Raw genomic sequence first — 12,668 nt, 5'->3', positions numbered from 1 at the left:
TGAGGTGTGCATAGATGTTAGATATAGGTACTTTTAATGAAAATATTAAGAAAAATAAAATATCAAATTGTTATGTCTTCTGTGGAAATGATGAGCAACTTATAAAGGAGGGCATTGAATCCATAGTAAATAAGACTATAGATAAGTCTTTTTTAGAACTAAACTACTTAAAATTTGATGGAAACTCTCTTGAAAGCTTTGATACTGTAGTCAATGCCTGTGAAACGGTGCCTTTTATGAGTGATAAAAAGGTAGTTTTAGTATATAGAGCTTCTTTTATAGAAGATGATGGAGGAGAGAGTAATAAATTTTCAGGGGATAAGGCTTTTAATACTGTATTAGAATATGTAGATAATGTTCCAGCACATTGCATACTTATTCTATACGATGTTTTTAAAGGTAAAAGGGATAAGCCAGGTAAAAGGCTATATAAGTTAGATAAGAAGGCTACTGTAGTTAAAGCTGATAAAATAAGGGGACAGCAATTAGAAGGGAAAATAAAAGGCTTTTTTGAAGTGAGAAATAAAAAAATTGGAAAAGTGGAGTTAAGAGCCTTTGCTAGTTTAATGGAGGATAACAACCTAAGCATAATAGAAAATGAAGTTGAGAAACTTTGCTGTTATGTTGAGGATAGAGAGATAACTAAGGATGATATTAAAACTCTATTTTTAAAAGCTAATGATGATGATATATTTGACTTAGTAAATCCAATATCTCAAAAGAGAGTGAAGGATGCCTTAGAGGTTTTAAATGAACTTATTTATAAGGGAGAAAAAATACCTTACATTTTGAATATGATTGAAAGGCAGTTTAATTTATTGTTTAAAGTAAAACTAAGTATTGAGAATAAGAAAAGTAAGCAGGAAATAATGAAAGCCTTAAATATTAGATCAGAATATGCCTGTGACATGCTTATGGGTCAGAGTAAGAAGTTTACATTGAAGCAGCTTAAGCGTGCTATAGAACTTTGTTTAATTGCAGAGAGAAAGATGAAAAGTTCTTCTGTAGATGAGAAGACTGAAATGGAACTATTAATAATAAATACTATTGCTGGATAGCAAAATAAATAACCGGTTTATACAAACCGGTTTATTTATTAAGCAGTTAAGCTGTTTAACTTTGCAGCTAATCTTGACTTGTTTCTTGCTGCCTTATTTTTATGTAGTACTCCTTTTGATGCAGCCATGTCTAATGCCTTAACAGCAGCTACAAAAGTAGTTTTAGCTTCTTCAGCATTACCAGCTTGAACAGCAGCTAAAAACTTCTTTACAGTAGTTTTTAATGCTGATTTAATCATTCTGTTTCTAAGAGTTTTAGTTTCAGTAACTTTTATTCTCTTTTGTGCTGATTTTATATTTGCCATAGTTTCACCCCCTTATAGTTTTATAGGGTCTCATCAGCTTTGGGGAATTTTTGCTAGTGAGTCTCGTTTATTCAACAAATGATATTATAACACTAAAGGTTATAATCTTCAAGTGTTTTTTTGCGTTAAAAAGTCAGAATATGAACTGTAAAGTAGGAAAACCTAATATTAAAAATTATGTTGAAAAATCATTATAAAATGGAGGGAATATAACTATGTTTAGTATAAGAACAGATTTAGCTGTTGAGGCTAAGGAAATATATCAAAGACAAAACAGTAATATACCGGGAGTTGAATCTGAAGAGAAGGAAGAAGGAGATGTAAAGGTAACTATAGTGAAGATTTTAAATGATGTTGGCGCTAGAGCTATGGGAAAACCAGAAGGTACATATGTAACTATAGATATGCCAAAGTTTACTCATTATGATGGGGATACCATGGATGAAGTAAGTACTGTTCTTGGAAAAACTTTATCTGAAATGATAAATTTAGATGATAGTATGACAGCTCTTGTAGTAGGATTAGGAAACTGGAACATAACTCCAGATGCATTAGGGCCTAAAGTTGTTTCGAAATTAATGGTAACAAGACATTTAAAGCAGTTAATACCTGATCAAATAGATGAAGGTATAAGGCCAGTTTGTGCTATAGCTCCAGGAGTTTTAGGGCTTACAGGTATGGAAACTGGTGAGATTATAAGAGGTATAGTGGATAAAATAAAGCCTAATTTAATAGTATGCATAGATGCTTTAGCTTCTAGAAAAATGGAGAGGGTAAATACTACTATTCAAATAGGCGACACAGGTATTTCCCCAGGGTCAGGAGTTAGAAACAAAAGAATGGAAATAAGTGAAAAGACCTTAGGCATACCGGTTATAGCTATAGGAGTGCCAACAGTAGTTGATGCTGCAACTATGGCTAATGATACTATAGATATGGTATTAGATGAAATGGTAGCCCAATCTACAAAAGGGTCAGAATTTTACGATATGCTAAAGTCAATAGATAAGAATGAAAAGCAAAGAATGATCCAAAGCCTCCTAGAACCTTATGTAGGAAATCTTATGGTAACTCCTAAGGAAGTGGACGTTGTTGTTGAATCCGTATCAAAAGTAATAGCTAATGGAATAAATATAGCATTGCAGCCAGCTTTAGATTTAGAAGATATTAATAGATTTTTAGGATAGCACTGGTAATATATTACCTCCCCCCTTCATATAAATTAATATATCAGTGGGATATGTTAATAATAACATCTTGAAGAAGGGGGGGAACTGCTTTGAGTTTTTTCATAGCGGTGTTTTAATTGAATTACAAAAGGATAAATTCAAAAAATGATGTTAAGGTAAGAATATTCGTCTTAATGGTAAGTATGCTTTTAATAATTATTTTGCCCTGTGTGGTAAGAGCTAATAACTATAGCAGCAATGTTAAAAGGAATATGTTTTATGTTCAGGTACTTAACTATGCTATGCCAGCGGTAAAGGCTACTTCTTTTAATGAGGATGATATGGCAGAAAACAGATTCTCTATTAGTCAGACTGCACTAGCTGCCATTGGCTTGGATTTAAATAATCCGAAATCAGTTTTAGGCAAGGAGATGGCATTTATAGGACTAGAGAGTGTTAATGCTGAGGAAACTGCAAATGTAGACTTTAATCATTTTAAGCTTGATGATAAACAAGTTTCAAAGGATACAGGCAAAACAGTTGCCGATAGTAGTGAAAATGTTAACTTGCCAAATAAAGAGGTTACTGTATATGACTCCAGGCTCAAAAAGACCTTGAATACTAACAAGCCGGAGGTTCTAATATATCACACACATACCACTGAAGGCTATAAACCAGGCAAACCAATAAGTACTGATAATACCCAAAATGTAGTTGCGGTAGGCGATGAACTGGTAAAAGAACTTCAAACAAACTATGGTATTTCAGCTATAGATGATAAAACAGTACATGATGCGGAGGCCTATACTCAGAGTTACGCTAGATCTGCTGTTACTGTTGATAAAAACTTAAAGAAGTATGGAGACTTTAAGCTTATAATAGATTTGCATAGAGATTCTGTAGAAGATAAAAAAGCTATCACAACGAAGATGAATGGTGAAAACGTAGCTAAAATCTCTTTAGTAATGGCAAAGAAGAACCCTCATTTCAGTAAAAATATGGCCCTTGCAAATAAAATTATAGATACCTCCAATAAATTATTTCCGGGATTTTGCAGAGGTGTTATATATTATAATTATGGCACCAGATATTTTAATCAGAATAAAAGTAATAATGCCATTTTAGTTGAAGTAGGAGCAGACATAAATACTATTGACGAATCCAAGGCATCAGCTAAATATTTGGCTAGGTTAATTGCAGAAGCCCTGAATAAGTAGTTAGTAATTGGGAATACTTAATAGTATTCTCAATTTCCAATTGCATTTGGGGGTGTTTTTGTTATGAAGAAAAAGAATATGATAATAGTTATGGTAATAAGTCTTATAATAGTAGTATATGGGTTCGTTGTAGTAAATGCAGGTATGCCTAAATTTATAAAGGACAGATCCTCATTTAAAATAAACTATAACTTTGTTCCCTTTGACTTTAGAGTTGAGATGGGAGATTATTCTTTATACATAAATAAAAAAGTAGGTTTAAATATAAAAAACAGCTCTGCAAAGCTGCTTAATAATATTGAAAAAAGCATGAATGAAAATGTTTCTAACTTTGTAGATAAAACCTCAACAGTATTCAAAAATGCTGAAGATAAAATAACTGAAGTTATTCAAAATAGGGGGAAGTAAGGTTTTATAGCAAACAAGTTATAGCAATAGTGTAAACATAATCTACTTTTCACTATAGTTTTGTTGTGTTATAATTTACTATGACTATTTATAATCTTAAGGATAAAGGAAAGATTTGCAAGTTTCTGCAAATCTTTTAAATTGTTAACTAGTAATGGAGGGTAAAATAGTATGCAGAGCGAAAGACAAAAGTATATAAGAAATTTTTCTATAGTTGCTCACATAGATCACGGCAAATCAACACTTGCAGATAGATTAATTCAGAAAACAGGTACCCTTACCGAAAGAGAAATGGATGAACAGGTACTTGATAACATGGATCTTGAAAAGGAGAGAGGAATAACCATTAAGTCTCAGGCTGTAAGACTTGTATATAAGAGACCTAATGGAGAGGAGTATATTCTAAACCTAATTGATACTCCAGGACATGTAGACTTTAACTATGAGGTTTCTAGAAGCTTGGCTGCTTGTGAAGGTGCGATTCTAGTAGTAGACGCTACACAGGGAATACAGGCTCAAACCTTAGCTAACTGTTATTTGGCATTAGATCATGATTTGGAGATTGTTCCTGTAGTTAACAAGATTGACTTACCTAGTGCAAGATCAGAGGAGGTAAAGCAGGAAATAGAAGACATAATAGGAATAGAGGCAGGAGACGCTCCTTTAGTTTCGGCTAAGACAGGAATTAATATAGAAGATGTACTAGAAGCAGTTGTAGAAAAAGTTCCAGCACCGGAAGGTGATGAAAATGCACCACTTAGATCACTTATTTTCGACTCCTACTATGACAGTTACAAAGGTGTTGTGTGTCATATAAGAGTTAAAGAAGGAACTATAAAACCAGGAACGGAAATAAAGTTAATGGCTTCAGGCAAAGTCTATGAAGTTACGGAAACAGGAATATTTGTTCCTAGATATATGCCTGTACCAGAATTAAAAGCAGGGGATGTTGGATACTTTACTGCTTCCATAAAAAATGTTAGAGATGCCCGTGTAGGAGATACTGTAACGGAAGCTAAGAGACCAGCAGAGGAAGCTTTAGCAGGATATAGACCAGCAATACCTATGGTATATAGTGGTATTTATCCTGTTGATGGAGCAAAATACGGTGAATTAAAGGATGCTTTAGAAAAGCTTCAGGTTAATGATGCTGCTTTATCCTTTGAACCAGAAACTTCCATAGCTTTAGGCTTTGGATTTAGATGTGGTTTCCTTGGTCTCTTACATATGGATGTAATTCAGGAGAGAATTGAAAGGGAATTTAATTTAGATATCATAACTACTGCACCATCTGTTATATACAAGATAGGAAAACATGATGGTACTGAAATAGAACTTACAAATCCTACTAATCTTCCTGAAACTACTGAAATAAAATATATGCAAGAGCCTATAGTAAAGGCAGCTATAATAACTCCTTCTGATTATGTTGGAGCGGTTATGGATTTAGCACAAAATAGACGTGGAACCTTTAAGGATATGCAGTATATAGATACTTCAAGAGTAAGTCTAAACTATGAAATTCCTTTAAATGAAATAATATATGACTTCTTTGATGCATTAAAATCAAGATCAAGAGGATATGCTTCATTAGACTATGAATTAGCAGGTTATAAAGAAGCTAAACTAGTAAAGCTAGATATACTTCTAAATGGAGATATAGTGGATGCCTTATCTATGATAGTTCCAGAGGAAAGAGCTTATGCTAGAGGTAGAGGCATAGCAGAAAAGTTAAAGGAAATTATCCCAAGACAATTGTTTGAAATACCTATCCAGGCATCAGTTGGTGGAAAGGTTATAGCAAGGGAAACAGTAAAGGCTATGAGAAAAGACGTATTAGCGAAGTGCTATGGTGGAGATATATCAAGAAAGAGAAAACTTCTTGAAAAACAAAAAGAAGGAAAGAAGAGAATGAGACAGGTTGGAAGTGTAGAAGTTCCACAAGAAGCATTTATGGCAGTATTAAAAACAGAGGAATAAAAATAAGCTTAATAAGGAGTGTGTATTTATGAACTCTAACAATGAAAGTAACACCACCTCTAATGAAGTTGCATTATATATTCACATTCCTTTCTGTAAACAAAAGTGCTTATATTGTGATTTTCCATCCTTCTGTGGAAAAGAGAGCCATATGTTAGAGTACTCTAGAGCATTGGCTAAAGATATAGAAGGTATTGGTAATAGAAAAATAAAGACTATATTTATAGGTGGGGGAACTCCCACCTATTTATCTTTAGAAGGATGGAATATTATAAAGAGTGCCATTGATAAGTTGAACAAAAGAGAGGATTTAGAGTTTACAGTAGAAGGAAATCCAGGTACTTTTACAGAAGAAAAATTGCTGTTCTTAAAAAGAATGGGAGTTAACAGATTGAGTATAGGTCTCCAGGCTTGGCAGGACTCTATACTTAACAAACTGGGCAGGATTCATTCTGTAGGTGAATTTATAGAAAGTTACCATTTAGCGAGAAAAGTTGGCTTTAACAATATAAATGCAGATTTAATGTTTGGATTACCAAACCAGAGTTTAGAGGATTGGGAAGAAACTCTAATAAATATTACTAAATTAAATCCAGAGCACATTTCCTGCTACAGCCTAATAGTAGAGGAAAATACACCTTTCTACAAAATGTACGAGGATGAAAAGTTGCAGCTTCCTGAGGAAGAAATAGAAAGAAAAATGTATAATTTGGCAGTAGAGATGCTTAAAAAGGAAGGTTATGAAAGATATGAGATATCTAACTTTTCAAAGGCTGGTAAGGAGTGTAAACATAACTTAGTTTATTGGGATTTAGATGAGTATATAGGCTGTGGAGTAGGCTCTCATTCTTATGTAGACGGTATAAGGTATAGAAAAACAGAAAATATAGAAGAATATATTGAAGAAATGGCCTTAGGAAATGATTTAAGGCTGGATATTCATGAAAATTCTCTAAAGGATGATATGGAAGAATTTATGTTCATGGGACTTAGAAAAATAGATGGTATTTCTGTGGATAAGTTTAACATTAGATTTAAGAAAGATATATATTTAGTATATGGAGACATTATTGAAAAATATTTATCGGAAGGAATGTTAATTAAATCTGGAGAAAGATTATTTTTGAGTAATAGGGCAATAGAAGTATCTAACAGTATAATGTCCGACTTCATCCTAAGTGAATAAATTAATAGTTATAGATATCTAGAGGAAATTAGAGAAAAAGCAACATTAGCCACTTTAAATTCGTAAAATTATTTTTAATAGACAAATATGGTTATCTAGAGCATATTGACAAATAAAATCATGAGTGATATTTTTTAATCATAGTAATTAGCACTCGACGTTGGTGAGTGCTAATAAAGAGGTGATATTATGGAAATGGATGAAAGAAAAATAAAAATACTTCAGGCTATAATAAATGATTATATAAATACAGCTGAGCCTGTAGGATCCAGAACCATAGCTAAAAAATATGAACTAGGAATAAGTTCTGCGACCATAAGAAATGAAATGGCTGATCTTGAAGAAATGGGGTATTTAGAGCAACTTCACAGTTCTTCAGGAAGAAAACCTTCAAATAAGGGCTATAGATTGTATGTTGATAAGTTGATGCAAATACCTAGTCTTACTCCAGAAGAACAGTATAGAATAAAAACTCAAATTTTAGATACAGCATTATATGAAGTAGATAGGGTGATAAAGCAAGCTACATCACTGTTATCAGAACTTACAAAGTTAACTTGCATTGTTAAAACTCCTTCTGTTGGTAAAAGCAGCATAAAACATATACAGCTTATAAATATAGATACCAATAATATTCTATTAGTAATAATAACTGATAGCGGAATAATTAAGAATAATGTTATTAGAGTGGGTAAAAATGTAACTGGAGATGCACTAGTAAAATTAAATAATATATTAAACGCTAGAGTGAGAAGCTTAAATTGTGAACAAATCAATCTTGAGGTTATAAATAACCTGAGAATGGATTTAGAGGGATATGAAGATATATTCAGTGCGATAATTCCTGTGTTGTATGAAAGTTTAAGCAAAAGTGATAGTAATGAAATATATACAGAGGGAACAACAAATATATTTAATTATCCTGAATATAAGGATATTGATAAAGCACGGGACTTCTTATCTTTGTTAGACAATAAGGATAAAATAGTGGATTTATTAAGCAATAATGATAACTTTTCTATAAGAATTGGCAGTGAGAATTACGTTCAAGGAGCGCAGGATTGCAGTGTTGTTTCTGCTGTGTATAGTTTAAATAACAGGCCCCTTGGAGAGATTGGAGTAATTGGCCCTACAAGAATACCTTATTCAAAAGTTATATCCTTGCTAACTAGTGTTGTTAGAGAACTAAATTATATTTTGACTCACATTTATTTTGATGATAGATAGGTCTTGTTTAAGATGGAAAATACTAGATTGGAGGAAGTGTCTAAATGTTTAACAACCGCGATAAAAAAGTAGAAGATCAGAAGGAAACTGTGAAAGGGGTAGCTGAAGAAAATATTACTGAAGAAAACAGCACTGAAGAGAATTTAGAAGAAAACACCATTGAAGAAACAGAGAATGCAGAAGTTACTGAAGACGAAAATTTAGCAGAAAATACGTTGGAAGTGCTAAAAGAAGAAAATAAAAAACTATCCGATGAAAACACTAAAATCAAAGGAGAAGTTGAAGCTTTAAAGGATAGACTATCAAGAATGACGGCAGAATATGATAACTTCAGAAAAAGAACAGCTAAGGAAAAGGAAGGGATTTATACTGATGCCTGCGAGGATGTATTAAAGGGAATCCTTCCTGTGCTTGATAACCTTGAGAGAGCTATCTCTGTAGAGGGAAGTATTGAAGATTTAAAAAAGGGCATAGAGATGACAATAAAGCAATTTAACAATGCTTTAGAGGGCCTAAACGTAGAAGAAATTTCTACTGAAGGTGAGTTTGATCCTCATGTCCATAACGCAGTTATGCATATAGATGACGAGCAATACGGAAAAAATCAAGTAGTTGAAGTATTCCAAAAGGGATATAAAAGAGGAGATAAAGTTTTAAGATATAGTGTGGTTAAAGTAGCTAACTAAATTAATATTCTTGAGTAACATGAATAGCTTAGTTAGATAAATTTTATAACTATATTTTAGATAAATTTAAGTGAAATATATAGTGATTTAAATATAGGAGGTAATTATAATGGCAAAAGTAATAGGTATTGACTTAGGAACAACGAACTCTTGTGTAGCAGTTATGGAAGGTGGAGATCCAGTAGTAATTCCAAATGCAGAAGGAGCGAGAACTACTCCATCAGTAGTATCTTTCCAAGCAAATGGTGAAAGATTAGTAGGTCAGGTTGCTAAAAGACAGGCGATTACAAATCCAGATAAAACAATAATCTCAATAAAAAGACATATGGGAACAAACCATAAAACAAATATAGATGGAAAAGATTATACTCCACAAGAAATATCAGCTATGGTACTTCAAAAAATCAAAGCAGATGCAGAAGCGTATCTTGGAGAAACAGTTACTCAAGCAGTAATAACAGTTCCAGCATACTTCAATGACAGCCAAAGACAGGCGACAAAAGATGCAGGAAAGATTGCAGGACTTGAAGTTCTAAGAATAATAAATGAACCAACAGCAGCATCCCTTGCTTATGGACTTGATAAGATGGATACTAACCAAAAAATATTTGTTTATGACCTTGGTGGTGGTACTTTTGACGTATCAATATTAGAGTTAGGTGATGGCGTATTTGAAGTAAAGGCTACTAATGGTGATACAAAGCTAGGTGGAGATGACTTTGATGAAAAGGTAATGAACCACATAGCAGATACTTTTAAAGCTGAATATGGAATAGATTTAAGAAATGATAAGATGGCTCTACAAAGATTAAAAGAAGCTGCAGAGAAAGCAAAAATTGAGTTATCATCATCAACTCAAACAAATATAAATCTTCCATTTATAACAGCTGATGCAACAGGACCAAAACATATAGACATGAATTTAACTAGAGCTAAGTTTAATGAATTAACTCATGATTTAGTTATGAGAACAATAGAGCCAATGAGAAAAGCATTAAAGGATGCTGGACTTTCAATTCAAGAAATAGATAAGATTATACTTGTTGGTGGTTCTACAAGAATACCAGCAGTTCAAGAGGCTGTTAAAGAATTTACAGGAAAAGAACCTTCAAAGGGAGTTAACCCAGATGAATGCGTTGCTGTAGGAGCAGCTATTCAAGCAGGAGTTTTAACAGGAGATGTTAAAGATGTATTACTTCTAGATGTTACTCCATTAAGCCTTGGTATAGAAACTTTAGGGGGAGTTGCTACTCCATTAATTGAAAGAAATACAACAATACCAACAAAGAAGAGTCAGGTATTCTCAACTGCAGCAGACGGTCAAACATCTGTTGAAATACATGTTGTTCAAGGTGAAAGACAAATGGCTGCTGACAACAAGACTCTTGGAAGATTTACTCTTTCAGGTATAGCACCAGCTCCAAGAGGAATTCCTCAAATAGAAGTTACTTTTGATATAGATGCAAATGGTATAGTTAACGTTTCAGCTAAGGATAAGGGAACTGGAAAAGAAGCTAATATCACTATAACAGCATCTACTAACTTAAGTGATGACGAAATAGATAAGGCTGTTAAAGAAGCAGAAAAGTTTGCTGAAGAAGATAAGAAGAGAAAAGAATCTATAGAAGTTAAAAATAATGCTGATCAAATAGTATACCAAAGCGAAAAGACCTTAAAAGACCTTGGAGACAAAGTATCAGCTGAAGATAAGGCTACTATAGAGGAAAAAGTAAAAGCTGTTAACGCTGTTAAAGACGGAGAAGATTTAGAAGCTATAAAGAAAGCTACAGAAGATTTAACTCAAGCATTCTATGCAGTTTCATCAAAGATGTATCAAGCAGCGAACCCAGAAGGAGCAGCTGGAGCAGGCTTTGATCCTAACAACATGGGTGGAGCAAATGCTGGAACAAAAAATGATGACAATGTAGTTGATGCTGATTACAAAGTTGAAGATGATAAATAAACTATATTACAAAAATAACCATTAACTAATTTAGTATTACAGTGTATAATATATACTTGTGAATAATTAAGGGAGGAGTTTTACTCTTCCCTTAATTTAAGTAACAAATAATAGTGGTAAGGACATTAAATTGTGAATGTTAAAAAAGCATTTAGAAATAGGTGCTTTCTAGATAGGAAATTCCAAGTCAATTGTCCATTTAGGATTAATATAAATAGGTGGTGAAAAAGGATGGCAAAAAAAGATTATTATGAAATACTTGGACTTGAAAAGGGTGCAAGTGATGAAGAAATAAAGAAAGCCTTTAGAAAGTCAGCGTTAAAATACCATCCAGATAGAAACCCTGGTGATAAGGAAGCAGAAGAGAAATTTAAAGAATTAAATGAAGCTTATCAGGTACTTTCAGACCCTCAAAAGAAAGCTCAATATGATCAGTTTGGAACTGCTGATTTTAATGGAGGTGGTTTTGACGGTGGATTTGATTTTTCAGGATTTGGAGGCTTTGGAGATATATTTGACTCCTTTTTTGGAGGTGGATTCTCAGGAGGCAGCAGAAGAAACGGTCCTCAGAAAGGTGATGATCTTGAATATAATTTAAATTTAACCTTTGAAGAGGCAGTATTTGGAACTGAAAAGCAGATAACAATAACTAGAAGTGAAAACTGTGAAAAATGTTCTGGAACTGGTGCAAAAGAGGGTACCCATCCAAAAACTTGTGATAAATGCGGAGGTTCAGGTCAAATAAGAGTGCAGAGAAATACTCCACTTGGAAGCTTCGTGAGCATGAGTGCTTGTGATAAGTGTGGTGGTAAGGGAACTATAATCACAGATCATTGCCCAGAGTGTAAAGGAAAAGGAAAGCTTAGAAAACAGAGAAAAATCAAAATTAATGTACCAGCAGGCGTTGATACTGGAAATGTAATTCCTATAAGAGGACAAGGAGAGCATGGAGTAAAGGGAGGCCCTCCAGGAGACCTATATGTGTCTATAAGAGTAGCACCTCATCCTACCTTTAAGAGAAGAGGCTTCGATATATATATAGATGCTCATATAAGCTTTGCAAAGGCTGCCTTAGGTACAGAGCTTAAAGTACCTACAGTAGATGGTGACGTTAAGTATGAAGTTGCAGCAGGAACTCAACCAGGAACTGTGTTTAGACTAAAAGGAAAAGGTGTTCCAAGAGTTAACAGCCATGGACGAGGAGATCAATATGTCAATGTAATAGTTGATATACCTAAAAATTTAAATGCTAAGCAAAAAGAAGCTATTATGATGTACATGGAAGCTAGCGGAGAAACTCTAGAGAGAGAAAATTCAAATGGAGAAGGTTCTAAGAAGTCTGTTATAGATAAGATAAAAGATAAGTTAAAATAAGAAAAAACTTTGTTTCTCTTTCTAGGGGAAACAAAGTTTTTTTGTAATGATATGTATTGACAGTATTAGGCTATAATTATAAAGTAGAGTTATTA

The 12,668-nt window shown here is 33.3% G+C and carries 11 protein-coding genes; 10 read left to right on the top strand and 1 reads right to left on the bottom strand.

Annotated features, from left to right (window positions below; all coding sequences use genetic code 11):
• Positions 1-14: 14 nt before the first annotated feature.
• Complete coding sequence (gene holA / locus N4T77_RS06605; RefSeq protein WP_261670958.1) at positions 15-1,058, top strand: DNA polymerase III subunit delta; 1,044 nt, start codon at positions 15-17, stop codon at positions 1,056-1,058.
• Positions 1,059-1,096: 38 nt separating this feature from the next.
• Here holA and rpsT read toward each other — a convergent pair whose 3' ends face one another.
• Complete coding sequence (rpsT, locus tag N4T77_RS06600) at positions 1,097-1,363, bottom strand: 30S ribosomal protein S20 (RefSeq protein WP_261670957.1); 267 nt, start codon at positions 1,361-1,363, stop codon at positions 1,097-1,099.
• Between the two features lie 215 nt (positions 1,364-1,578).
• Between rpsT and gpr the strand changes: the two genes are divergently transcribed.
• From gpr to dnaJ, 9 genes are all read left to right on the top strand, one after another.
• On the top strand, positions 1,579-2,550 hold the full coding sequence (gene gpr / locus N4T77_RS06595; protein WP_261670956.1) for a GPR endopeptidase: 972 nt from the start codon (positions 1,579-1,581) through the stop codon (positions 2,548-2,550).
• Positions 2,551-2,669: 119 nt separating this feature from the next.
• Positions 2,670-3,749, top strand: a complete 1,080-nt coding sequence (locus N4T77_RS06590; RefSeq protein WP_396125093.1) for a stage II sporulation protein P — start codon at positions 2,670-2,672, stop codon at positions 3,747-3,749.
• Positions 3,750-3,812: 63 nt separating this feature from the next.
• Positions 3,813-4,157 (top strand): hypothetical protein, encoded by a 345-nt coding sequence (locus N4T77_RS06585; RefSeq protein ID WP_261670955.1) that lies wholly within the window; start codon positions 3,813-3,815, stop codon positions 4,155-4,157.
• Positions 4,158-4,328: 171 nt separating this feature from the next.
• On the top strand, positions 4,329-6,137 hold the full coding sequence (gene lepA / locus N4T77_RS06580) for a translation elongation factor 4 (RefSeq protein ID WP_261670954.1): 1,809 nt from the start codon (positions 4,329-4,331) through the stop codon (positions 6,135-6,137).
• A gap of 28 nt (positions 6,138-6,165) precedes the next feature.
• On the top strand, positions 6,166-7,323 hold the full coding sequence (gene hemW, locus N4T77_RS06575) for a radical SAM family heme chaperone HemW (protein WP_261670953.1): 1,158 nt from the start codon (positions 6,166-6,168) through the stop codon (positions 7,321-7,323).
• A gap of 189 nt (positions 7,324-7,512) precedes the next feature.
• Entirely contained in the window at positions 7,513-8,550 is a 1,038-nt protein-coding gene (gene hrcA / locus N4T77_RS06570) for a heat-inducible transcriptional repressor HrcA (protein WP_261670952.1), read from the top strand.
• 44 nt (positions 8,551-8,594) lie between these two features.
• Positions 8,595-9,236 carry a nucleotide exchange factor GrpE gene (gene grpE, locus N4T77_RS06565; protein ID WP_261670951.1) on the top strand — a complete coding sequence of 214 codons (642 nt, stop codon included), beginning with the start codon at positions 8,595-8,597 and terminating at the stop codon, positions 9,234-9,236.
• A gap of 109 nt (positions 9,237-9,345) precedes the next feature.
• Positions 9,346-11,199: a molecular chaperone DnaK gene (gene dnaK / locus N4T77_RS06560; protein ID WP_261670950.1), complete on the top strand. Its 1,854-nt coding sequence runs from the start codon at positions 9,346-9,348 to the stop codon at positions 11,197-11,199.
• Positions 11,200-11,430: 231 nt separating this feature from the next.
• The gene (dnaJ, locus tag N4T77_RS06555; protein WP_261670949.1) at positions 11,431-12,573 is read left to right on the top strand and encodes a molecular chaperone DnaJ; all 1,143 of its coding nucleotides are present in this window, start codon (positions 11,431-11,433) and stop codon (positions 12,571-12,573) included.
• Positions 12,574-12,668: the final 95 nt, after the last annotated feature.

Origin of the sequence: Clostridium sp. CX1 (assembly GCF_025398335.1) — a bacterium.
In the GTDB taxonomy this organism is placed as follows: domain Bacteria; phylum Bacillota; class Clostridia; order Clostridiales; family Clostridiaceae; genus Clostridium_AM; species Clostridium_AM tanneri.
This window is presented reverse-complemented; position numbering and strand designations above follow the sequence as displayed.

Coding starts and splice junctions, on each gene's coding strand:
- holA (WP_261670958.1), top strand. CDS start 15: ATGTTAGATATAGGTACTTTTAATGAAAATATTAAGAAAAATAAAATA.
- rpsT (WP_261670957.1), bottom strand. CDS start 1,363: ATGGCAAATATAAAATCAGCACAAAAGAGAATAAAAGTTACTGAAACT.
- gpr (WP_261670956.1), top strand. CDS start 1,579: ATGTTTAGTATAAGAACAGATTTAGCTGTTGAGGCTAAGGAAATATAT.
- N4T77_RS06585 (WP_261670955.1), top strand. CDS start 3,813: ATGAAGAAAAAGAATATGATAATAGTTATGGTAATAAGTCTTATAATA.
- lepA (WP_261670954.1), top strand. CDS start 4,329: ATGCAGAGCGAAAGACAAAAGTATATAAGAAATTTTTCTATAGTTGCT.
- hemW (WP_261670953.1), top strand. CDS start 6,166: ATGAACTCTAACAATGAAAGTAACACCACCTCTAATGAAGTTGCATTA.
- hrcA (WP_261670952.1), top strand. CDS start 7,513: ATGGAAATGGATGAAAGAAAAATAAAAATACTTCAGGCTATAATAAAT.
- grpE (WP_261670951.1), top strand. CDS start 8,595: ATGTTTAACAACCGCGATAAAAAAGTAGAAGATCAGAAGGAAACTGTG.
- dnaK (WP_261670950.1), top strand. CDS start 9,346: ATGGCAAAAGTAATAGGTATTGACTTAGGAACAACGAACTCTTGTGTA.
- dnaJ (WP_261670949.1), top strand. CDS start 11,431: ATGGCAAAAAAAGATTATTATGAAATACTTGGACTTGAAAAGGGTGCA.